Source organism: Micromonospora sp. NPDC000207 (assembly GCF_040300925.1).
Classification (GTDB): Bacteria; Actinomycetota; Actinomycetes; order Mycobacteriales; family Micromonosporaceae; genus Micromonospora.
Map to the genome: position 1 here is coordinate 60,646 of NZ_JBEPEQ010000003.1, position 20,725 is coordinate 81,370.

General features: G+C 73.1%; 24 protein-coding genes and 1 pseudogene. 12 read left to right on the forward strand and 13 right to left on the reverse strand.

What is annotated here, in order from left to right; genetic code table 11:
• Position 1 precedes the first annotated feature (1 nt).
• Positions 2 to 790, forward strand: coding sequence for a class I SAM-dependent methyltransferase (locus ABT336_RS01895; RefSeq protein ID WP_350894576.1), 789 nt, complete (start codon positions 2 to 4; stop codon positions 788 to 790).
• Between the two features lie 30 nt (positions 791 to 820).
• Here the strand turns inward: ABT336_RS01895 and ABT336_RS01900 are convergent, their stop codons facing one another.
• Positions 821 to 1,912: a UDP-N-acetylmuramate dehydrogenase gene (locus tag ABT336_RS01900; protein WP_350894577.1), complete on the reverse strand. Its 1,092-nt coding sequence runs from the start codon at positions 1,910 to 1,912 to the stop codon at positions 821 to 823.
• Between the two features lie 66 nt (positions 1,913 to 1,978).
• On the opposite strand from ABT336_RS01900, the gene ABT336_RS01905 reads away from it, so the two are divergent.
• From ABT336_RS01905 to ABT336_RS01915, 3 genes are all read left to right on the forward strand, one after another.
• Complete coding sequence (locus tag ABT336_RS01905) at positions 1,979 to 2,737, forward strand: maleylpyruvate isomerase family mycothiol-dependent enzyme (RefSeq protein ID WP_350894578.1); 759 nt, start codon at positions 1,979 to 1,981, stop codon at positions 2,735 to 2,737.
• A gap of 105 nt (positions 2,738 to 2,842) precedes the next feature.
• The gene (locus ABT336_RS01910) at positions 2,843 to 3,844 is read left to right on the forward strand and encodes a LacI family DNA-binding transcriptional regulator (protein WP_350894579.1); all 1,002 of its coding nucleotides are present in this window, start codon (positions 2,843 to 2,845) and stop codon (positions 3,842 to 3,844) included.
• 68 nt (positions 3,845 to 3,912) lie between these two features.
• Complete coding sequence (locus tag ABT336_RS01915) at positions 3,913 to 4,332, forward strand: RidA family protein (protein ID WP_350894580.1); 420 nt, start codon at positions 3,913 to 3,915, stop codon at positions 4,330 to 4,332.
• A gap of 70 nt (positions 4,333 to 4,402) precedes the next feature.
• On the opposite strand, the gene ABT336_RS01920 is transcribed toward ABT336_RS01915, so the two are convergent.
• Positions 4,403 to 5,206, reverse strand: coding sequence for an EI24 domain-containing protein (locus ABT336_RS01920; RefSeq protein ID WP_502891077.1), 804 nt, complete (start codon positions 5,204 to 5,206; stop codon positions 4,403 to 4,405).
• A gap of 187 nt (positions 5,207 to 5,393) precedes the next feature.
• Here ABT336_RS01920 and ABT336_RS01925 point away from each other — a divergent pair, with 187 nt between their 5' ends.
• From ABT336_RS01925 to ABT336_RS01945, 5 genes are all read left to right on the forward strand, one after another.
• Entirely contained in the window at positions 5,394 to 6,305 is a 912-nt protein-coding gene (locus tag ABT336_RS01925; protein ID WP_350894582.1) for an ABC transporter ATP-binding protein, read from the forward strand.
• Between the two features lie 11 nt (positions 6,306 to 6,316).
• Positions 6,317 to 7,051: an ABC transporter permease gene (locus ABT336_RS01930; RefSeq protein ID WP_350894583.1), complete on the forward strand. Its 735-nt coding sequence runs from the start codon at positions 6,317 to 6,319 to the stop codon at positions 7,049 to 7,051.
• Between the two features lie 17 nt (positions 7,052 to 7,068).
• Entirely contained in the window at positions 7,069 to 8,337 is a 1,269-nt protein-coding gene (locus ABT336_RS01935) for a sensor histidine kinase (RefSeq protein WP_350894584.1), read from the forward strand.
• Positions 8,334 to 8,984, forward strand: coding sequence for a response regulator (locus ABT336_RS01940; RefSeq protein WP_350894585.1), 651 nt, complete (start codon positions 8,334 to 8,336; stop codon positions 8,982 to 8,984). The genes ABT336_RS01935 and ABT336_RS01940 overlap by 4 nt, the downstream gene beginning before the upstream one ends.
• 95 nt (positions 8,985 to 9,079) lie before the next feature.
• Complete coding sequence (locus tag ABT336_RS01945; RefSeq protein ID WP_350894586.1) at positions 9,080 to 10,096, forward strand: helix-turn-helix transcriptional regulator; 1,017 nt, start codon at positions 9,080 to 9,082, stop codon at positions 10,094 to 10,096.
• Here ABT336_RS01945 and ABT336_RS01950 read toward each other — a convergent pair.
• The 5 genes and pseudogenes from ABT336_RS01950 to ABT336_RS01970 form a co-directional block, all read right to left on the reverse strand.
• Positions 10,087 to 11,007, reverse strand: coding sequence for an SDR family oxidoreductase (locus ABT336_RS01950; RefSeq protein WP_350894587.1), 921 nt, complete (start codon positions 11,005 to 11,007; stop codon positions 10,087 to 10,089). The genes ABT336_RS01945 and ABT336_RS01950 overlap by 10 nt on opposite strands.
• Before the next feature lie 272 nt (positions 11,008 to 11,279).
• Positions 11,280 to 12,167 (reverse strand): alpha/beta fold hydrolase, encoded by an 888-nt coding sequence (locus ABT336_RS01955; RefSeq protein WP_350894588.1) that lies wholly within the window; start codon positions 12,165 to 12,167, stop codon positions 11,280 to 11,282.
• Entirely contained in the window at positions 12,164 to 12,478 is a 315-nt protein-coding gene (locus ABT336_RS01960; protein ID WP_350894589.1) for a DUF2516 family protein, read from the reverse strand. Before ABT336_RS01960 ends, ABT336_RS01955 begins: the two co-directional genes overlap by 4 nt.
• A gap of 76 nt (positions 12,479 to 12,554) precedes the next feature.
• Positions 12,555 to 13,454, reverse strand: coding sequence for a hypothetical protein (locus ABT336_RS01965; protein ID WP_350894590.1), 900 nt, complete (start codon positions 13,452 to 13,454; stop codon positions 12,555 to 12,557).
• A gap of 442 nt (positions 13,455 to 13,896) precedes the next feature.
• Positions 13,897 to 14,260: pseudogene (locus tag ABT336_RS01970) on the reverse strand (helix-turn-helix domain-containing protein); the annotation flags it as partial.
• A gap of 111 nt (positions 14,261 to 14,371) precedes the next feature.
• On the opposite strand from ABT336_RS01970, the gene ABT336_RS01975 reads away from it, so the two are divergent.
• Entirely contained in the window at positions 14,372 to 15,175 is an 804-nt protein-coding gene (locus ABT336_RS01975; protein ID WP_350894591.1) for an alpha/beta fold hydrolase, read from the forward strand.
• A gap of 122 nt (positions 15,176 to 15,297) precedes the next feature.
• Here the strand turns inward: ABT336_RS01975 and ABT336_RS01980 are convergent, their stop codons facing one another.
• From ABT336_RS01980 to ABT336_RS01995, 4 genes are read right to left on the reverse strand one after another with little or no spacing between them, the layout of a single operon-like run.
• Complete coding sequence (locus tag ABT336_RS01980) at positions 15,298 to 16,257, reverse strand: asparaginase (protein ID WP_502891078.1); 960 nt, start codon at positions 16,255 to 16,257, stop codon at positions 15,298 to 15,300.
• Positions 16,258 to 16,298: 41 nt separating this feature from the next.
• Positions 16,299 to 17,126: a beta-keto acid cleavage family enzyme gene (locus ABT336_RS01985; protein ID WP_350894593.1), complete on the reverse strand. Its 828-nt coding sequence runs from the start codon at positions 17,124 to 17,126 to the stop codon at positions 16,299 to 16,301.
• Entirely contained in the window at positions 17,123 to 18,244 is a 1,122-nt protein-coding gene (ygfZ, locus tag ABT336_RS01990; RefSeq protein ID WP_350894594.1) for a CAF17-like 4Fe-4S cluster assembly/insertion protein YgfZ, read from the reverse strand. Before ygfZ ends, ABT336_RS01985 begins: the two co-directional genes overlap by 4 nt.
• Positions 18,241 to 18,669, reverse strand: a complete 429-nt coding sequence (locus tag ABT336_RS01995) for a Fur family transcriptional regulator (RefSeq protein ID WP_350894595.1) — start codon at positions 18,667 to 18,669, stop codon at positions 18,241 to 18,243. The genes ygfZ and ABT336_RS01995 overlap by 4 nt, the downstream gene beginning before the upstream one ends.
• A 57-nt stretch (positions 18,670 to 18,726) precedes the next feature.
• On the opposite strand from ABT336_RS01995, the gene ABT336_RS02000 reads away from it, so the two are divergent.
• Positions 18,727 to 19,563 (forward strand): aminotransferase class IV, encoded by an 837-nt coding sequence (locus tag ABT336_RS02000; RefSeq protein ID WP_350894596.1) that lies wholly within the window; start codon positions 18,727 to 18,729, stop codon positions 19,561 to 19,563.
• A gap of 7 nt (positions 19,564 to 19,570) precedes the next feature.
• Here the strand turns inward: ABT336_RS02000 and ABT336_RS02005 are convergent, their stop codons facing one another.
• Together ABT336_RS02005 and mtfM are read right to left on the reverse strand one after the other, a co-directional pair.
• Complete coding sequence (locus ABT336_RS02005) at positions 19,571 to 20,158, reverse strand: heme-binding beta-barrel domain-containing protein (protein ID WP_350894597.1); 588 nt, start codon at positions 20,156 to 20,158, stop codon at positions 19,571 to 19,573.
• A gap of 43 nt (positions 20,159 to 20,201) precedes the next feature.
• The gene (gene mtfM, locus ABT336_RS02010) at positions 20,202 to 20,306 is read right to left on the reverse strand and encodes a small membrane protein MtfM (protein ID WP_350894598.1); all 105 of its coding nucleotides are present in this window, start codon (positions 20,304 to 20,306) and stop codon (positions 20,202 to 20,204) included.
• Between the two features lie 23 nt (positions 20,307 to 20,329).
• Between mtfM and ABT336_RS02015 the strand changes: the two genes are divergently transcribed.
• Positions 20,330 to 20,692, forward strand: coding sequence for a DsrE family protein (locus tag ABT336_RS02015; protein WP_350894599.1), 363 nt, complete (start codon positions 20,330 to 20,332; stop codon positions 20,690 to 20,692).
• Positions 20,693 to 20,725: the final 33 nt, after the last annotated feature.

The following is a 20,725-nucleotide window of genomic DNA, read 5'->3' on the forward strand; positions in this document are numbered from 1 at the left end:
GGTGGCGCAGCACCGCCCGGTGGGCGTGGTGACCCGGGGCACGACCAACCCGAACCGGCTCCGCCGGGTCGACAACTGGATCGTGGAGTCCTGCGGGGACCTCCTGCGTACGGCCGCCGAACCCCTGGTCGTGGACCTCGGGTACGGCGCCGCGCCGACCACGGCCGTGGAGCTGCGCGCCCGCCTCGCCGACCGGGTACGCGCCGACGTACGGCTGGTCGGGCTGGAGATCGACCCGGTACGCGTGGCCGCCGCGGCGGCTGCCGCCGACCCGCCCGGACTGACCTTCGCCAGGGGCGGGTTCGAGCTGGCCGGACTCCGCCCCCACCTGGTCCGGGCGTTCAACGTGCTGCGCCAGTACCCCGAGGACGAGGTCCCGGCCGCCTGGCGGACGATCACCACGGCGTTGGCACCCGGCGGTCGACTCGTCGAGGGCACCTGCGACGAGCCGGGTCGGCTGGGCGGGTGGCTGCTGATCGACGCCACCGGCCCTCGCACCCTGACCCTGGCCGCCCGGCTGGCCGCCCTGGACTCGCCGGCCCGGTTCGCCGAACGCCTCCCCAAGGCGCTGATCCACCGCAACGTGCCCGGAGAGCGCGTACACGACCTGCTTCGGGCGCTCGACGCGGCCTGGCGGTCCGCCGCCGGATACGCGCCCTACGGCCCTCGGCAACGGTGGGTGCAGACGGTCGCCACGGTGAAGGCGGCCGGGTGGCCGGTCCTCGACCGACCCCGCAGGTGGCGGCTGGGGGAGATAACCCTGCCCTGGACCGCCGTCGCCCCCGACTGAGACCCCCGCCCCGCCGAGGCTGCGGGAACCTCAGACGGCGCAGTTGACCAGCACGGGTTCGGGATGCAGGGTGACACCGAAACGGTCGTACACCCCGTCGCGGATCTCCCGGGCCAGCACTACCAGGTCGGCGGTCCGGGCGTTTCCGCTGCGGTTGGTCAACGCCAGGGTGTGCTTGCTGGAGATGGCCACCCCGTTCGGGCCGGGATGTCCCTTGCCGAACCCGGCCCGGTCGATCAACCACGCCGCGCTGACCTTCACCACGTCCCCCGCGCCCGGCCAGGCCGGCGGCTCGCCGAACTCCTCGGCCCGTTGCAGGAACAGCTCGTAGGCGGCCTGGTCGAGCACCGGGTTGGTGAAGAACGAACCCACCGAACGGGTGTCCGGGTCGGCCGGGTCGAGGACCATGCCCTTGCCGGCCCGCAGCCGCAGGACCGTCTCCCGGGCGGCGGCGAGGGGCACCCGGTCACCGACTGCCACCCCGAGGCTGCGGGCCAGCTCGGCGTAGCGGACCGGGCCGGACAGCAGGGAGCGGGTCAGCCGGAAGTCGACGGAGAGCACCGCCCAGCGGTCGCTGTACTTGAAGATGCTGGACCGGTACGCGAATCCACAGTCCGGGGCGGCGACGCGGAGCAGGGCGTCCTCCCGACGGTCGTACACCTGGACGCCGGTGATGGTCTCGGCGACCTCCTGGCCGTACGCGCCGACGTTCTGGATCGGGGTCGCCCCGGTGGAGCCGGGGATCCCGGACAGGCACTCCAGCCCGGACCAGCCGTTGGCGACGGTGGCCGCGACCAGGTCGTCCCAGGGTTCGCCGGCCTCCACCCGGACGGTGACGGTCTCCGGGTCCTCGGCCACCACCGCCAGGCCACGGGAGCGGATCAGGACGACGGTTCCGGTGAACCCCTCGTCTCCGATCACCACGTTGCTGCCGCCGGCGAGCAGGAGGACCGGCTCGTCCCGCCCCTGCGCTTCTTGCACCTTTTGTACGATTTCGGGGGAACTGGTGGCAGTCACCAGCCGCCCCGCGGTCCCGCCGAGGCACAGCGTGGTGAATTTCGCCAACGAATCTGCGTCGTCGGGTTGGATTCCGGTGGTCGGTTGGGCACTAACGTCGGACACGCCTTTCACCCTAGGCTGAACAACAGCCGCGGCACCCATTGGTGGCCGGGTCGCCCAGGAGGACGCATGAGCAGACTGCACGGCACGAAGGACTTCTGGATCGGGGCGCTGCGGGCCGAAGGCCCCGCGTTCGCCGCCGCCCTCGCCGAGGCCCCTCCGGAGACACCGGTCCTCTCCTGTCCCGGCTGGACAGTCACCGACCTCGCCGTACACCTCGGCGGCGTCTACCAGTGGGTGCACACCTTCGTCGGCGCCGGCGAGACCTCCGCCCCGGCCCGGCGGGAGGAGATCGAACTGCCTCCGGGGACCACAGCGGCGCAGTTCTGGCAGCACTCGTACGACCAGTTGATCGCCCTCCTCGACGGCCTCGACCCGGAGGCCCCGGCCTGGAACTGGGCTCCGCAGCCGAAGAAGGCCGGCTTCTGGATCCGCCGGATGGCCCACGAGACCGCCGTCCACCGGTGGGACGCCCAGCTCGCCATCGCCGCCGGCGACCCGATCGAGACCAAACTCGCCACCGACGGGGTCAGCGAGGTCCTCGACACCATGCTGCCCGCCGGTCGACGGACCGCCTCCGGGCAGTGGCGCGGCATGGTCCACCTCGGTGCCACCGACGCCGACCAGGAGTGGTACCTCCGGCTGCGCGGGGAGGGGGTCGCCCTGCTGGACACCGACACCATCCTCGACCACGACGAGCACCACGCCCGGGTACGGGTGGCCGGCACCGCCAGCGACCTCGTCCTGGCACTCTGGGGCCGGATCGCCTTCGACACCCTCGCCGTCACCGGTGACGCCACCCTCCTCGCGGGACTGCGCACCGGCTGAGGCACGGCCCCGGCCACTCGGCCGGCACTCGGCCGGCACCCGACCGGCACTCGGCCGCGAGGGTGTCGGCACCGGCCACCACCGGTGGTGCAATCATCGACGACCATGACACAACGCCCGACCCTGGAGGAGGTGGCCCGGCGGGCCGGGGTCTCCCGGGCCACCGTCTCCCGGGTGGTGAACGGCGCCACGACGGTGGCCGGGCCGATCCAGGAGGCCGTCCGCCGGGCCGTCGCCGAGCTGGGGTACGTGCCGAACCTCGCCGCCCGGAGCCTGGTCACCCACCGGACCGACTCGGTGGCGCTGGTCCTGCCCGAGGCGGCCACCCGGGTCTTCTCCGACGACCACTTCTTCCCCGCCATCATCAGGGGGGTCAGCCGGGAGTTGGAGGCCGCCGACAAACAGCTCGTGCTGATGCTGGCCGGCTCACCGGCCGGACACGCACGGGTCGAGCGGTACACCACCGGGCGGCACGTCGACGGGGTCCTCTTCGCCTCCCTGCACGGCGCCGACCCCCTCCCCGGCATCCTCGCCGACCTGGGGCTGCCGGTGGTGTGCAGCGGTCGGCCCCTCGGCGGGACGACAGTCCCGTACGTGGACGTCGACCACGCCGGCGGGGTGTCCAGGGCCGTCGCACACCTTGTCGCCTCGGGGCGACGGCGGATAGCCACCATCGCCGGACCACAGGACATGGTCGCCGGGATCGACCGGCTCACCGGCTACCGCGACGGCGTCACCGCCGCCGGGTGCCCGGAGCTGATCGGGTACGGCGACTTCACCCGAGCCTCCGGGGCGGCAGCCATGCAGGAGCTGCTCGACCGGCACCCCGACCTCGACGCCGTCTTCGCCGCCTCCGACCTGATGGCGCACGGGGCGCTGCGTACCCTGCGCAGGGCCGGCCGACGGGTGCCGGACGACGTGTCGGTGATCGGATTCGACGACGTCTCCTCGGCCGCCTACACCGACCCCCCGTTGACCACGGTCCGGCAACCGATCCTGGAGATCGGCCGGGTGATGACCCGACTCCTGCTCCGCCTCGCGGCCGGTGACCCCGTCGACCCCTTCGTCGTCCTCCCCACCACCCTCGTCCTGCGCGACTCCGGGTGAGGGCAGGGCCGACCCCTGTCGACGCCCGCGAGGGGTGGGTCCGTCGGGTGGCCGGTTAGCCTGTGGGGATGCCGGACCCCGTCACGCTCGTACGCGTACCCGCGCTCTCCGACGCCGCCGAGTACGCCTACGCGGCCGTTGTCGCGCCCTCCACCCGGTTGGTCTTCACCGCCGGGGCCTGCCCGCTCGACGCCGACGGTGCCACAGTCGCCCCCGGTGACCACGCCGCCCAGGCCCGACAGGTGATGGCCAATCTGACCACCGCCCTGGCGGCGGCCGGGGCTCAGCTCACCGACGTCGTCCGTACCACCGTCTACGTGGCGTCGTCCCGACAGGCCGACCTGGTCACGGTCTGGGAGGTGGTACGGGACGCGTTCGGCGACCACGACCCGCCCAGCACCCTGCTCGGCGTGACTGTCCTCGGCTACGACGACCAACTCGTCGAGGTGGAGGCGGTCGCCGCCGTCCGGGACCAGCCGACGGCCTGAGGGGCCAGCCGACGGCCTGAGGGGCCAGCCGGACGCGGGCTGACCTCCACCCGGCCGGACGGCAAACCTGTCACCCGCCCTTCGCGGGTTCCTGGATGGTCTGGCCCAGGGAACGGCGGGCGAGCAGGGCGGCCCCGGCCACGGCCGCCGGCATGACCAGGACCGCGCCGAGCGGGATCAGGAAGCAGAGGAAGACCGCCACGCCGAAGCCGAGCGCCGTCGGGCGGTCCGCCTTCAACACCGCCCGGCGCTCGGTCAACCCCTTGCCGCGCCGGTAGAAGGGGGCTCCGACCAGCTCGACGGCGAGCAGCCAACCACCGATGGTCGCCCCGACGACGGGTACCACAGTCTGCCCGAGAACCGGGATGAACCCGGCGGCGAAGAGCGTGATGCCGATCGGCACGGAGATCGCGATCAGCCGGAGGGAGTCGCGGACGCTGCGGCGCAGGGACGGCCAGAACGGCTGGTCGACGGCGTCCGGCGTACCGCCGAACCGGTCCTCGACCCGCTCGGAGATCTTCTCGTAGAACGGGTCACCGATCAGCAGGGTCACCGCGGTGAAGGTCACCACGCCGACCAGCCCGGCCAGGGCCAACAGGGCGATCCCGGCGACCACCCGGACCAGGCCACGGGCGGTGGCCGACCAGTCGTCGGCGAACGGGGTGACCCAACCGGTCAGGTCGTCGACGAAGTAGAGCAGGGTGAACAGGGCGGCCCCGAAGATCACAGTGGTGATCAGGGCCGGGATCACCCCGAGGAGCATCAGTCTCGGGTTGCGGACGTAGAGGCCGAGCCCGCGCCGCAGCAGCCCGACCCCGGTGAAGAAACGACGGACGGCGCCGGTCACCGGCGCGGCGAACCTGGGTGCGCTCACGAGCGGGAAGCCTAGCGGTCGTCGGCAACGGCGCGGCGACACACGACCGGCCGAGCGCATCCATCGTCCGGTGGATCGCGGGGATCCACCGGGGGGCGCAGGCCGGGTGCCACCGGCTGGTCGATCCGTCGCGCCGCCGGAACCGAGAGGCTGTTCCCAGGTACGCGGGTCGAGCGCGGGAGACGACGTGACAACGGTGATCGAGGTGACGAACCTCCGGAAACGGTACGGCGACCTGGTGGCCGTACGGGACGTCTCGTTCTCCGTGGCCGCCGGGGAGATCTTCGGGGTGCTCGGCCCGAACGGGGCGGGCAAGACCACGACAGTGGAGTGCGTCGCCGGTCTGCGGGTCCCGGACGGGGGCGGGGTGTCGGTCCTCGGGGCCGACCCCCGCCGGGACCGAGACCGGCTCCGCCGGCTCGTCGGAGTGCAGTTGCAGGAGAGCCAGCTGCCCGACCGGCTCCGGGTCGGCGAGGCCCTCCGGATGTACGCGTCGTTCTACCGGAACCCGGCCGACCCTGGTGAGTTGATGGAGGAGTTGGGGCTGGGGGCGAAGCGCGACGCGGCGTACAAGTCGCTCTCCGGTGGGCAGAAGCAGCGACTCTCCATCGCGCTCGCCCTGGTGGGAAACCCGCAGATCGCCGTTTTGGACGAACTGACCACCGGGCTGGACCCGCAGGCCCGCCGGGAGACCTGGGGCCTGGTCGAGCGGGTCCGGGACCGGGGGGTGACGATCCTGCTGGTCACCCACTTCATGGAGGAGGCCGAACGGCTCTGCGACCGGGTGGCGGTGATCGACTCCGGCCGGGTGGTGGCCATGGACAGCCCCGCCGGCCTGGTCGCGGGGGTCCTGCCGGGGCAGCGGGTCCGGTTCCGCCCCTCGGCCCCGGTCGACGACCGACTCCTCGCCGACCTGCCCGAGGTCACCTCGGTCCGGCGGCACGGCCCCCAGGTGGTCGTCACCGGCACCGGGAACCTGCTCCACGCGGTCACCTCGGTCCTGGCCCGGCACGAGATCGTCGCCGCCGAGCTGCGGTTGGAGCAGTCCACCCTCGACGACGCCTTCGTCGAGCTGACCGGGCGTCGGCCCGCCGAGTGAGGAGCAGCGACATGCGTGCCTTCGGACAGATCCTCCGGACCGAGGCGGTCCTCTTCCTGCGGGACCCCTCCGCCGTCCTGGTCGTGGTCGGGTTGCCCCTGGCGCTCCTGCTGGGCCTCGGGGCGATTCCGGCCCTGCGGGAGCCCAGCCCCGACTTCGGGGGGCAGACGTTCATCGCGTACTTCGCCCCCAGCCTGCTGGTGATGACCCTGGCGGTGACCGGCCTGACCGCCCTGCCGGTCACCCTGGCCACCTACCGGGAACGCGGCATCCTGCGCCGGATGGCGACCACGCCGGTCAGCCCGGCCGCCCTGTTGGCCGCCCAACTCCTTGTCGTCCTGGCCTCGATCGTGGTCAGCGCCGTGCTGGTGGTGGTGGTCGCCCGGCTCGCCTTCGGGGTGCCCCTGCCGCAGCGCCCGCTCGGCTTCGCGGTGGCCTTCCTCCTCGGTACGGCGGCACTGCTCGCCCTCGGTCTGCTGGTGGCGGCAGTGGCCCCGACGAGCAAGGCGGCCCAGGGGTTCTCGGTGCCCCTGTTCATGCTGACCATGTTCCTCGGCGGGGTGTACGTGCCCCGGTTCCTGCTGCCGGACTTCCTGAACCGGGTCGGGGAGTACGCCCCGCCCGGGGTCCAGGCCCTGCTGGACGCGTGGACGGGCACCTCCCCGAACCCGGTTCCGCTGGCCATAATGGCGGTGGTCGCCGTGTTCGCCGGTACGGCCGCCGCCCGGCTGTTCCGCTGGGAGTGAGCGGGGAGGGACCGAAGATGACCAGCGGTGTCGAGCAGCCCACCGGCCGGTACGCGGAACCGGGCCAGGAGATCCGCCTGTACCGGCTGGTGCCCTTCGGGGGGCTGCTCGTCGGGACCCTGGTCGCCACCCTGGCCCCGATCCCCGGCCAGCCTCCCCCTGTCGTGCACCTGAGCATCAGCGCGGCGGCAGCCGCCTGGATCGCCTGGTTCGTCACCCTCCACCCGCAGTGGCTCGACCGGCGCAGGCTGATGGGGACGTACTTCCTCGGACTCACCGGCTTCTCCGCCGCCCTGGTGGTGATCAGCCCCTGGTACGGCTTCTTCGCCTGGGTCGGGCTGATCCACTCGTACTTCGTGCTGCACGGCCGGTGGCGGTTGGTCGGGGTGGGGGTCAGCGCGATGCTGGTCGCCACCGCCCAGAGCGGCGGACCCCCCACCTCCTGGGGGCACCTGGCCCTGTGGGGGGTGCTCGTCTGCTTCAACGTGGGGGTGGCGGTCCTGGTCAGTCGGATCGAAACCCTCAACACCGAGCAGCACGCCAACCGGAAGAAGCTGGTGGAGGAGCTGGCCGAGGCGAACCGTCGACTCTCGGAGACCATGCGGGAGAACGAGGCACTGCACGCCCGGCTGCTCGCCCAGGCCAGGGAGGCCGGGGTGCTCGACGAACGGCAGCGGATGGCCCGGGAACTCCACGACACCCTGGCCCAGGGCCTCACCGGGATCATCACCCAGTTGTCGGCGGCCGGACAGGCCCGGGACCGACCGGTGGACTGCCAGCGGCACGTGGACAACGCCCTCGACCTGGCCCGGGAGAGCCTCACCGAGGCCCGCCGCTCGGTCCGGGCGGTCCGCCCCGAACCGTTGGAACACGCCCGCCTCCCCGAGGTCGTCACCGACCTGGCCCGGCGCTGGTCGGCCCTGAACGAGGTGCCCGCCGAGGTACTGGTCACCGGCACCCCACGACCGCTGCACCCGGAGGTGGAGGTGACCCTGTTGCGGACCGCCCAGGAGTCCCTGGCCAACGTGGCCCGGCACGCCGCCGCCAGCCGGGTCGGCCTGACCCTGTCGTACATGGAGGACGTGGTGACCCTTGACGTACGCGACGACGGCACCGGCTTCGACCCGACAGGTGGGACCCGGGCCCGCCCGGACGGTGGTTTCGGGCTGGCCGGGATGCGCCAGCGGGTGACCGGGGTGGGGGGTCTGCTGGCCGTCGAGTCGGAGCCGGGCGGGGGTACCGCCGTGTCGGCGAGCGTGCCGGTGACGCCCGGGGCTCTGCGGTGAGCGGGCGGCCCCACCCGATCCGGCTGCTGATCGTCGACGACCACCCGGTGGTCCGGGACGGGTTGCGCGGGATGTTCACCGGCGACACCGAGTTCGAGGTGGTCGGTGAGGCGGGCGACGGAGCGGAGGCACTGGTGCTGGCGGCCGACCTCGCCCCGGACGTGGTCCTGATGGATCTGCGGATGCCCGGGATGGACGGGGTCACCGCGATCCGCCGGCTGGCCCGGTCCGGGTCGGCCGCCCGGGTGCTGGTGTTGACCACGTACGACACCGACGCCGACGTCCTCCCGGCGGTGGAGGCGGGGGCGACCGGCTACCTGCTCAAGGACGCCCCCCGGGCGGAACTGGTCCGGGCGGTACGGGCCGCCGCCCGGGGCGAGTCGGTCCTCTCCCCCACTGTCGCCGGACGGTTGATGGGGCGGCTGCGGGCACCGGTCGAGGAGCCGTTGAGCCAGCGGGAGTTGGAGGTGCTGACCCTGGTGGCCCGGGGTTCGTCGAACCGGGAGGCCGCCGCCCGCCTGTTCATCAGCGAGGCCACCGTCAAGACCCACCTGCTGCACGTGTACGCCAAGCTCGGGGTCAACGACCGGGCCGCTGCCGTCGCCGTCGCGTACGACCGGGGTCTGCTCACTCCCACCCCCCGCTGATCCCCACCCCCCCCCCGCTGCAAGTGGATGGGTAAGAGGGGTGCCCTTCTCGACCGCAGGCGTTAACAGGGGGCCCTTCCTTACAGAATGGAGGGGTGCGGGCGGCCAGGTTGATCTCATTGGTGTTGTTGTTGCAGACGCGGGAGACGATGACCGCTGCGGAGTTGGCCCGTGAGCTGGAGGTCTCCGAGCGGACCGTCTACCGCGACGTGGTGGCGCTCTCCGCCGCCGGGGTGCCTGTCTACGCCGACCGGGGCCGGGCCGGTGGTTACCGCCTCGTCGGCGGCTACCGGACCCGGCTCACCGGGCTGACCCGGGACGAGGCGGAGGCGCTCTTCCTGACCGGGCTGCCCGGCCCGGTCGGTGAGCTGGGGTTGGCCGACGCGGTCGCCGCCGCCGAACTGAAGGTGTTGGCCGCGCTTCCGCCCGCCCTCCGGGACGCCCCGGCCCGGACCGGTGCCCGCTTCCACCTGGACGTGCCGGGCTGGTTCCGGGAGGCCGACCCGCCGCCCTGGCTGACCGAGCTGACCCCGGCGGTCTGGCGGGATCTGGTGGTCGACCTGCGGTACCGGCGCGGCGACCGGGAGGTGACCCGGACCGTGGAGCCGTACGGTCTGGTGCTCAAGGGCGGCATCTGGTATCTCGTCGCCCGGGTCGGGGCCTCCACCCGCACCTATCGGGTGGACCGGGTGACCGGGGTCGAGGTCAGTGGGCGGACCTTCGACCGGGACCCGGGGTTCGACCTGGGGGCGTACTGGCGGGAGCAGGCCGAGACGTTCCTGCGCGGGATGCTGGCCGAGCAGGTCACCGTCCGGGTCAGCCCGGTCGGGCTACGGATGCTGCGGCACGTGGTGGACGCCCCGTTCGTCAACGACGAGGCGGTGGCCGCAGCCGGGCCGCCGGACGTCGACGGCTGGTCGGTGCTGCGGCTGCCCGTCGAGTCGGTTGCGGTCGCCTACCACCAGTTGCTCCGCCTCGGCCCGGAGGTGGAGGCCCTCGACCCACCCGAGCTGCGGGAACTCTTCACCGACGCGGTACGCCGGTGGGCGACGCGGTACGCCGTACCCCCGGGCCGTCCGGCGGACGGCCCGGGGGAGAACGGTCAGCGGTAGCCGGTGGCGTCGGCCGGGCGGTCGGCGTCCTGGACCTCGACGACGTACCGCCAGGCGTCCGGGCGGCTGCCGTCGAGGTCGGTGAAGCCGTACACCTGCGCCAGTTCGCCGCTGGAGGTGGAGCGCCCGTTCCACCGGGCCCGGTCGGGGTCGGCTGCCAGCGCCGCCACCGCCCGTCCCACGAACGCCGGGCTCTCCGCCACGACGAAGTGCGGCTCCTTCGCTGTGGCGTCCCGCCAGTTCTCCTCGGTCACCCCGTAGTGCTCCAGCATCGCCTCCGACCGCATCCACCCGGGGGTGACGGCCACCGCCGTGCACCCGTGCGGCGCCAACTCCCTGCCCTGGGCGAAGGCCAGTCTGTTGACAGCGGTCTTCACCAGGTCGTAGTAGGCGGAGAGCCGGTAGTTGGCGGCGTTGTACTCGGTGGTGCCGTCCCCGACCTCCACCACCAGCCCGCCGGGGTGGCGGATCAGCAGGCGCAGGGCGAAGTGGCTGGTGATCAGGTGGGTGTCCACCCCGAGCCGGAGGATCCGCAGCCCGTCGTCGAGCGGGTGTTCCCAGACCGGCTTGTGCCAGGCGGTCAGCGCGTCGGCCCCCCAGATGTCGTTGACCAGAACGTCCAGCCGACCCTGCTCGGCGTCGATCCGGGCTACCAGGTCGCGGACCTGGTCGGGGTCGAGGTGGTCGACCCGTACCGGGATCCCGGTGCCCCCGGCGGCGGTGACCAGCTCCGCGGTCTCCTCGATGGTCTCCGGGCGGTTCACCTCGGACGGCCCGGCGGTACGGCTGCTGCGGCCGGTGACGTAGACGGTCGCCCCGGCCGCCCCCAACTGCACGGCGATCTGCCGACCGGCCCCCCGGGTCGCCCCGGCGACGAGGGCCACCTTCGTGTTCAGTGCTTTCGACGTCATGACCCCGAACCTGCCAGCCATACCTGACAGCCGAGGTCAGTTTTCGGCGGTCACATTCGGACGGCGTTCCAGCAGGGCGATGCCGAGAGCAACAGCTGCTCCGGTACCGCAGCCAGGATGTCGAGGTCGACGGGGCGGATCCAGGACACCTGCCCGGTCTGCCCGGCACCCCACGCCGCCCGGGTGACGGGCGGCAGCAGGAAACGGTGACGACTGGTGAACGACGAGTTTCGAACCGTCGTCGGGTCGGCCGATCGGCGCGCGGGACCGGTTCAGGAGTTGAGGAACGTGGCGACCCGGTGCCGCAGGTCGGCGCGGTCTGACCAGAGGACGCCGGGGCGGTCGTAGACGTGCAGGGTGGCTCGGGGCAGCGCGGCGGCCAGGTCCTCGGCCACCGACACCGGGTGCAGGTCGTCCCCGGCGGCCCCGATGACGAGGGCGGGGGTGGTGACGGTGGCCAGCGCCGACCTGTCGGTCAGCGGTGCCTGGCCGGGCAGCCCGGCCAGCCCGGGGGCGAGCCCGTCACGGAGCAGGTGGTCGAGGCGCTGACGAAGGTACGCCCACCCGGCCGGGGTGTTGCGTACCGCCGGGGGCAGTTCGGTCGAGACCACCTCGGCGACCGCCGAGGCGTCGCCGCTGCCGATCGCGTCGAGGAGGTCGGTGAGCCGCTGCCGGGCGGCGGTGGGCCGGGGCCGGTCCAGCGCCGCCGGCAGGAAGAAGACCACCCTGTCGAACCGCTGGGGGCTCTCGGTGAGCAGCCGGCACAACGCTCCTGCCCCGAGGCTCACGCCGAAGGCCCGGGTGGCACCGCCGAGGTCGGCGACGGCCCGCAGGTCCCGGGCCAGGTCCAGGTAGGTCCAGTCACCCGGCGGGGCGTCCGAGCGGCCGTGCCCCCGGAACTGGAAGAAGATCCGACGCCCGTCGACTCCACTGCCGAACGGACGGGTGGTGGCGATCCCGTTGGCAAGCCCGTGGGCGAAGACAGTCACCGGGTCGCCCGAGCCGGTGACCAACTGCTCCAACCGCACCCCGTGCGGGGTGGTGACCAGAGTGGTCTCCGGCTCCGGTAGCGCCGGTCGACCGGTGCGCGGTCCACCGGGTCCCGGCCCCCAGGTCCGGGGGCCGCCGTCCGGCGGCGGAGGCCACCGGAAACCTCTCACCAGGAGCCTCGACCGTCGCTGAGGTCGCGCAGCCCCACCCGGACGTCGAGCAGATAGATCAGCCCGGCCGCGATACCGACCAGCCCGAAGAGACTGAGCACCCCGAACCCGAGCAGGGTCAGCACCAGGCAGACCGCCAGGATCGCGATCCACCCGCCCTTCGGGAGGGTGCCGATCGCCGCGAAGGCGTCGGAGCGTTGGGTGATGGCGTGCACCAGCGCGACGCCCTGGACGATCAGCGCGAAGACGAGCAGGATCAGCTCGATCACGTAACGGACTTCGATGAAGAACAGCGGCGCGGCGTAGGCCATGTCGGCTAGCTTATGCCGCAGCCGGCGAAACCGTCCCGTAGGACGCTTCCGCCGGCTGTCTGCTCCGTCGCCGCGGTCACTCGGCGGTCGGGCGGGTCCGCTTGGTGGCCTTGGGCAGCTTCGCCGACGGCGTGCCATCGGACGAGGAGGTGGCGGCCCGCTTCCCGGTCGCCTTCGCGGCGGTCCCCTTCCCGGTGGCGTCCTTGGTGCCCTTGCCGGTGGTGGCCTTGCCGGTGGTGCTGCGGGCGGCCGTGCCGGTGCTACGGGCCCGGGTGCGCTTGACCGGGGTGGGCTCGGCGTCGACAACCGCCGCCACGTCGGCCGGGGTGGGGGTGGCGGCGGGCGCGTCGACGAGCGCGGCGGCGGGCTCGGTCGAGGTGCCGACGGTGGTCGCCTCGGTCGCCTCGATGTCGGCGTTGACGGTCTCGGCGGCCTCCACGACACCCGAGCCGACCACCCGCTCGCCCCGGGCGACGAGTGCGCCGTAGGCGGCCAGCGCCCGCTCCTGGGCGGCCTGCGCACCGGCGTAGACCACCGCCGCGTTGCGGGTCGCTGCGGTACGCAGCCGGTCCAGGTCGGTCGCCTCACGCAGCCGGTCGAGGTCGGCGACCTCGCGAAGCCGGTCCGGGTCCGTGGCCTGCCGCAGTCGGTTGACGTCGGCGACCTCCCACAGCCGGTTGAGGTCCTCCCGCAGGCGGGTGTCGGCGGCGACCCGCAGCCGCTCCAGGTCGGCACCGGTGACACCCCGCTCACGCAGGTCCGTCGCGGTCTGGTTGGCGGTACGGAGGGTCTCGGTGGCCTTCTGCCGCAGCTCGAAGCCGGTGACCACGGCCTTCCCCCCGAGGTCGGCAGCGACCCGCCCACCCAGGCCGGTGACCACTGCGGGCAGCTTGCGCAGCTGCTCGAAGGCCAGGTCGCTGACGCCGGCGGCGGCGTAGATCGGGGCGGGGATGCGGTTGGTCTTCGGCTGGGTCATGACTTCTCCTCCTCAGCCGCGGCGGCGGCCTGGTCAGCGGTTCGGGTGGCCGACTGGCCGGCGTCTCGGCCGGTCGGCGCGGCGGTCGCGGGCTCGGTGTCGTTCCCGGCACCGGTGGTCGCGGGCTCGGCGGCCTTTCCGGCACCGGCGGTCGCGGGCTCCGTGTCGTTTCCGGCGCGGGTCGGCCGGTCGGAGCCGGTCGGGGGCGGCGCCGCGCCGGACTCGGCCACGGCGACGGACTCCAGGACCGCCTCGGTCGGCGTGCCCTGCGGAGTGGTCGGTCCGGTGGCGGCCGGGGTCAGGGTGCCGGGGGCCTCCGGTGCGGTCCCGGCCTGCGCCCTGGTGGCCTGCGCCCAGGGGTCCGCGGGCGGCTGCGACCCGGCCTGCGGCGAGGTCTGCTCGGGTTCGGGCCGGGACGGCTCGGGCTCCCCCGGCTCGGAACTGTCGGCGGTCGCCTCGGCGAGCCGGGCGTTCTCCCGCCGGAACGTCTCGTAGATCTGGGTGAGCGACTGCTTCTGCGCCATCGTCAGGTCGGGGTCCACGGCGATCGCCGCGAGCACGCCCTGCCCCTCCTTGTCGTCGAGGAGCCCGGCTCGCAGGTACATCGCCGGGGTGGAGACCCGCAGGGCGCTGGCGAGCTGCTGGAGCACCTCGGCGCTCGGCTTGCGCAGTCCGCGCTCGACCTGACTGAGGTACGGGTTGCTCACCCCGGCCTGGTCGGCGAGTTGCCGCAGCGAGATCTTCGCGTTGCGTCGCAGGTCGCGGATGAACCCGCCGACGTCGGGAAGGTCTTTTCCAGTGGCCATGGGGCCGACGTTATCACTCATGCTAGCTCCTGCAAGCAGAATGCTAACCGCAGTTAGCAAGGTCTCAGTGGCGGGTTGCGAACCGGCCCATCCGGTACGTACCGTCCACCGGTGACCAAGATCGACGTTAATGGCGCAGCCCTGTCGTACGACGACACCGGCACCGGGAACCCCCTGGTCCTGTTGCACGCCGGCATCGCCGACCGGCGGATGTGGCACCGGCAGATCGCCCCGCTCGCCGACCGGTATCGGGTGATCGCCGTGGACCTGCGCGGATACGGCGAGTCGGAGCCGCCGTCCCGGTCGTTCGCCCATCACGACGACGTGATCGGGCTGCTGGACGCGCTCGGCCTCCAGCGGGCCACCCTGGTCGGCAGCTCCTTCGGCGGGGCAGTGGCTGTCGACGCCACACTCGCGTACCCGCACCGGGTCGATGGACTCGCCCTGCTCGGCACCGCAATCTCCGGACACGAGTGGTCGGAGGAGACCAACGACCTCTGGGAGGAGCTGGTCGGCGACGTCGACCCGACGGACCTGGCGGCCACCGCCGCCGCCGAGGTCCGGTTCTGGGTGGTCGGCCCCGGACGGCGTCCGGAGGACGTCGACCCCGACCTGGTCGCCTTCGCCCGGGAGATGGATCATCTGGCACTCACCGCCGAGCAGGCCCTGCGCACCGTCGACGTGGTCGAAGCGGACCCACCGGCCGTCGACAGGCTCGGCGAACTACGGGTGCCGGTGCTGGTCACCGCCGGAGCCGCCGACGTACCGGACATCCGTCGGCTGGCCGACCGGATCGGTGACGAGGCCCCCCACGCGGTACGGCTGCCTGACGTACCGGACACCGCGCACCTGCTCCCCCTGGAACGCCCCGATCCGGTCAACGCCGCCCTGCTCGACTTCCTCGCCCGGATCTGACCCGCTCCGAATGACCCGGCCCGCCCCGACCTGAAGGCCGGGTCCACTCGGAGCAGAGGCACCACCCAGACCGGGAAGCCGGGCCACCAGATGCGGACACCCACCCAGACCGGGACTCCGGGTCACCAGAGCGGACGCACCGCACCCACCGGCACTCCCCCGCCGAACAGTGGCACCTCGGCGAGGTCTGACAGGGTCGGAGTGGACACCCCGAGTCGGCGCAGCGCCGAGACCAGGACCCCCAGCCGGGGCCGGGACGCCCCGTCGTCGATCTTCACAGCCGCCGCCCCGACGCCGGGCACCACCGCCGCGAGGACCCCCTCCGCACCGATCTTGGCCACCGCGCCGGGGAGCGCCCGCATCAGTCCGGTGTCCTCCGCCCCGGTCCCACCGACGAGGTCCGGGTGGGCGCGTACGGCGTCGGCGACGGCCCGTTCGGGAGAGTCCGGCGCACCTGCGACCAGCCGCAGGTAGGCCCGGGCCAGCCCGGTCAACGAGCAGGCGAGCACCGGGGCACCACACCCGTCCACCCCGGTCGCGGTGGTCGGCTCCCCGGTGAACTCCTCGACCGTGTCGCGCAGCACCTGCTGCAACGGGTGCTCCGGCTGCCAGTACCCAGTAGTCGTCCAGCCGGCCGCGAGACAGGTCAACACCATGCCGGTGTGCTTGCCCGAGCAGTTCATCTGGATCCGGCTCGGCCCGCCCCCGGCCCGCAGCACCGCCGCCCGGGCCGCCGTACCGAAGGGCAGCTCCGGCGGGCAGTGCAGCGCCGACTCGTCGAGTCCGGCACCACGCAACAGCGCCTCGACCCGTCCCAGGTGCCGATCCTCACCGGCGTGGCTGGCAGTCACCAGTGCCAGGTCGGCCGGATCGGTCAGCCGCAGCCCGGCCCGAAGCATCCCGACCGCCTGCAACGGTTTGCTCGCCGAACGGGGGAAGACCGGCCCGGTCACGTCCCCGGCCCCGGCCACCACCGAGCCCGTGGCGTCCAACGCCACCACCGAACCCCGGTGCACCCCCTCCACGAAGCCGGAGCGGACCACCTCGGCCAACGGCACACCACCCGCGTACGTCTCTGCCACCCCCCGGACGCTACCCACCACCCGGCGACGGCGGAGAGGTGTCAGACTCCGAGCAGGTCGCGGGCCTCGGCGGTGGTCAGCGGTGGGCGCTGGGCGAGCTGGGCGAAGCCGACAGCCCGCGCGACGAGCTGCATGTTCGACTCGACCGGGCGTCCCCTGGAGTACGTCACGGTGTCCTCCAGGCCGACCCGCAGGTGTCCGCCCGTCGACAGCGACGCCAGCAGGACCGGGATGGTGGTACGGCCGACCCCCGTCGCCGAGAAGGTGGTGCCCTCGGGGAGGTCGCGCAGCATCTGGACGGCGGCGACGAGTGCCGGGGTGGTGCCCGGCATCCCGCCCGGCACCCCCATCACCAGGTCGACGTGGACGTGCCCGCCGTGCGGCAGGCCGTACCTGCCCAGCAGCCGTTGCAGGGCGGTCAGGTGGCCCAGGTCGAAGATCTCGTACTCCGGGACGACACCGGCGTCCTGCATCCGGGTGTGCAGGTCGACGACGAACTCCCAGCGGTTGAGGAAGACGTCGTCGCCGAAGTTGACGGTACCCATCGTGCAGGAGGCCATGTCCGGCCCGGCGTCGAGGACGGCGAGCCGGGCGGACTCCGGATCCGTGACCGCCCCACCCGTGGAGAGCTGCACGATCAGGTCGGTGCCAGCGCGCAGCGCCGCCACCGTCTCCCGCAGCCGCCCTGGGTCGAGGGTGGGACGCGCCTCGTCGTCGCGGATGTGGACGTGGATGACGGCGGCACCCAGCGCCTCGCACTCCCGCGCTGTCGACAGCAGCTCGTCGAGGGTCACCGGCAGCGCCGGGACCTCGGCCTTCGCCGACTCCGCACCGGTCGGGGCGACCGTGATCAGCGTCCCGGTCGTCACGCCGACGGATCCGGGTCGATGGCGGCGGCGGTGTCGCCGACGAGGAGGGCGGCGTCGTCGGGGACGTTGCGCTTGACCACGGCGAGGGCGACCTGTCCCCACTCGAAGTGGTGCACGGCGGTGCCGACGAAACCGACAGCCCGGCCGTCACGGGTCACCGGGGTCCCGGCGGCCGGAGGCTGGTCGGTGGTCACCCCGTCCAGATGCAGCAGTACGAGCCGACGCGGCGGCTTGCCCATGTTGTGCACCCGCGCCACCGTCTCCTGCCCCCGGTAGCAGCCCTTGTCCAGGTGCACCGCCGGGGCGATCAGATCCACCTCGGCGGGGATCGTCCGGTGGTCGGTGTCGACGCCGACCCGGGCCCGTCGGGCGGCCACCCGCATCGCCTCGTACGCCCACAACCCGGCCACCGGCACCCCGGCGTCCCGCAGGTCGGCCACGACCCGGTCGAGCTGTCCCCGTGGCACCAGGAGGTCCACCCCGAGCGGCACCCGACGGGCCCACCCGCCGAGCGGCAGGGGTGCGACGGCGTACCTGGCGGTGGGACGGGCGGGCAGCTCACCGGAGCGGAACTTCGGACCCGGCACCCCCACGACGTCGGGCTCGGCCAACCCGGTCACCCCCAGGGTGGCGGCCGCGCCGGTCGCCTCCGGCCCGACCAGGGAGAGCACCGCGTGGTCGGCGGTGGCGTCCCGGGGCTCCACCTTGCTGAAGAAGCGCATCCTCTCCAGGTAGGTGAGCAGGCCGGCGGTCATCCCCGGCTCGGTGTCCAGCCAGGTCGTGTCCCCGTCCTCGGCCACCATGGCGTGCTGCTCGACGTGCCCGTGCGGGGAGAGCACCAGCAGCTCCGTCCCCTCCCCGGCGGAGAGGGCGGCGAGGTGCTGCGAGGTGAGGGTGTGCAGCCAGCCTGCGCGTTCCTCGCCCGGGACCGCGATCACCCCCCGGTGCGAGCGGTCCACCAGCCCGACCCCGGTGGCGAGGGTCCGCTGCTCCCGCATCGGGTCGCCGTAGTGCGCGGCGACGCCCCGTACCCCGACGGCGACGTGCGCCGGATCCGGCTGTTCCCGGGTCTGCGGGTCGATGCTCTCGGCCGCTACCGCACCGGCGATGTCGATCATTTGGTGCCCCCGTCCTGGCAGCGCCCGCAGACGCCGAAGAATGACACGTGCCCGATGTCGAGCGTGAACCCCCGCTGCCCGGCCAGCTCGTCGGCCAACGGTTGGACCATCGACGGATCGACCTCGTCGATCGCCCCGCACTCCCGGCAGACCAGGTGCACGTGCTGGTGCTCACCGGCCGCGTGATAGGTCGGCGACCCGTGCGAGAGGTGGGTGTGGGTCACCAGGCCGAGCCGCTCCAGCAGCTCAAGCGTGCGGTAGATGGTGGTGATGTTGACGCCGGAGGCGACCTCCCGAACTGCCGTGTGGACCTGCTCCGGGGTGGCGTGCCCCAGCTCCAGCACAGCCTCCAGGACCAGCTGACGTTGCGGAGTCAGCCGCAGCCCACGGGCCCGCAGCATCTCGGCGAGGGAGGATTCGGACACCGTCCGATCATAGTTCGGGGCCGGGGTGACGGTCTCCCCCCGCTAGGCTCGGCGCTCGTGACGGATTCGAGGATCGCGGTACTCGGGCGGGCAGTGGTGCCGGTCACGGAGCCCGTGCTGCGCGGCGACGACCTGGGCGTCCTGCACGGTGACGGACTCTTCGAGACCCTCCACCTCCGCGCGGGGAGGCCGTGGCTGCTCACCGAGCACCTGGACCGGCTGACCCGGGCGGCCGACGCGCTGGACCTGCCCCTGCCGCCCCGGGCCGCCCTGGTCGAGTTGCTGGACACGATCAGCGACGGATGGCCCCCCGACGTCGAGGGTGCGCTGCGGCTGGTCTGCACCCGGGGTCCGGAGGGCGGCGGAGGAACGACCGTCTACGCCACGCTGGCCGAGGTCCCCGCCACCGCCCGGCGGGCCCGCCGGACCGGGATCGACGTGGTCACCCTGCCGCTCGGCGTGACCGCCACCGGCCGCCCCGAGCTGGGCTGGCTGCCGACCGGCGTCAAGTCCACCTCGTACGCGGCCAGCAGCGCCGCCCGCCGCTTCGTCGCCCGTACCGGCGCCGACGACGCCCTCTGGGTCTCCACCGACGGGTACGTCCTGGAGGGGCCCACGGCGAACGTGGTCTGGATGACCGGTGGCACCCTGTGCACCGTGCCCGCCGACGCGACCGGGATCCTGCCCGGCGTGACCGCCCGGTGGCTGCTGGATCAGGCTCCCGCCCTCGGTCTCACAGCCGACGAGCGGATGGTCACCCCCGAGCAGCTCCGCGCCGCCGACGCCGCCTGGCTCACCTCGTCCCTGCGGGGTGCCGCCCCCATCCGTACCCTCGACACCCACCCTCTGCCCTACCGCGCCTTCCCCCTGCCCGGTCTCCACCCACCGGGGTGACCAGGGATCAGCCGGCCACCCGGGTCAGGCGGGCGGAGAGGTGGGGGGAGAGCGGGTGGCCGACGGCGGCCATCTCCTGGGCGTACAGCAGGGCCCCCTCGACGATCCCGAACAGGCGGTGACCGGCGGTGACCTCCTTGGCGGTCGCGGTGCGGACCACAGCGTCGGTGACGAACTCGATCTGGGTGCCCTTGCGCTTGCCGACGTGCAGCTCCATCACCCCCGTCGGGTTGCTCATCAGCGCCTCCAGCTCGTCGGTGACCCGCTCGCCGTCGAGCACCGGCCGCCACCAGCCGACCTCCCGCCCGGCGGGACGCACCGGACGGCTCTGGTCGTCCAACAGCCACGCCCGCGACTCGTAGGACAGGAACGGACGGCCGTCGTGGCTGATCCGGATCTCCTGGCCGTAGTCGAAGTCCTCGATGCTCGGATACCCGCCCCGGCCCCGCCCCCGCCACACCCCGACGTACGGCAGCAGGGCGTCGAGTGCCGGGTGCAGTTTCGGCCCGACCCGCAGGTCGTGACTCTCCTCGTACGGGTACGAGTCGACCGGCGGCGCGTTCAACCACGGTGGCTGCAGGGGATTGTCGCTCACCGACGTCCTTCCTTCGTTACGGCTGCCCGGCGCGCGGCACCACTCACCAGTGGCCTCTCGCCAGGCGAACAGCCAGATAGACCAGGCCACCGGCGAGCGCGCCGAGGCCGGCGACCAGCAGGCTGACGAACCCGATCTCGGTAACCATCATGGTCATCCTATGCTGACCCCATGGCCCGTACTCTCGTCGTCAAGGCCACCGCCGGTGCGGACGCCCCGGAGCGGTGCGCCCAGGCGTTCACCGTCGCCGCCACCGCCGCCGCCGCCGGGGTGGAAGTCTCCCTCTGGTTGACCGGCGAGTCGACGTGGTTCGTCCTGCCCGGCCGGGCCCAGGAGTTCGACCTGCCGCACTCCGCCCCGTTGGCAGAGCTGCTGCACGTGATCATGACCACCGGTCAGGTCACCGCCTGCACCCAGTGCGCCGCCCGCCGGGACATCGGCCCGGACGACGTCCTGCCGGGGGTACGGATCGCCGGCGCGGCGGTCTTCGTCGAGGAGGCAATGGCCGACGGGGTCCAGGCCCTCGTCTACTGAGGCCACGCCCGGCGTCCGGGCGGGTGACCTGCC

What these genes read in the sequence shown, in the direction of transcription:
- ABT336_RS01905 (WP_350894578.1), top strand. Translation starts at nt 1,979, where the DNA reads ATGAGCAGACTGCACGGCACGAAGGACTTCTGGATCGGGGCGCTGCGG.
- ABT336_RS01910 (WP_350894579.1), top strand. Translation starts at nt 2,843, where the DNA reads ATGACACAACGCCCGACCCTGGAGGAGGTGGCCCGGCGGGCCGGGGTC.
- ABT336_RS01915 (WP_350894580.1), top strand. Translation starts at nt 3,913, where the DNA reads ATGCCGGACCCCGTCACGCTCGTACGCGTACCCGCGCTCTCCGACGCC.
- ABT336_RS01930 (WP_350894583.1), top strand. Translation starts at nt 6,317, where the DNA reads ATGCGTGCCTTCGGACAGATCCTCCGGACCGAGGCGGTCCTCTTCCTG.
- ABT336_RS01935 (WP_350894584.1), top strand. Translation starts at nt 7,069, where the DNA reads ATGACCAGCGGTGTCGAGCAGCCCACCGGCCGGTACGCGGAACCGGGC.
- ABT336_RS01950 (WP_350894587.1), bottom strand. Translation starts at nt 11,007, where the DNA reads ATGACGTCGAAAGCACTGAACACGAAGGTGGCCCTCGTCGCCGGGGCG.
- ABT336_RS01960 (WP_350894589.1), bottom strand. Translation starts at nt 12,478, where the DNA reads ATGGCCTACGCCGCGCCGCTGTTCTTCATCGAAGTCCGTTACGTGATC.
- ABT336_RS01965 (WP_350894590.1), bottom strand. Translation starts at nt 13,454, where the DNA reads ATGACCCAGCCGAAGACCAACCGCATCCCCGCCCCGATCTACGCCGCC.
- ygfZ (WP_350894594.1), bottom strand. Translation starts at nt 18,244, where the DNA reads ATGATCGACATCGCCGGTGCGGTAGCGGCCGAGAGCATCGACCCGCAG.
- mtfM (WP_350894598.1), bottom strand. Translation starts at nt 20,306, where the DNA reads ATGGTTACCGAGATCGGGTTCGTCAGCCTGCTGGTCGCCGGCCTCGGC.
- ABT336_RS02015 (WP_350894599.1), top strand. Translation starts at nt 20,330, where the DNA reads ATGGCCCGTACTCTCGTCGTCAAGGCCACCGCCGGTGCGGACGCCCCG.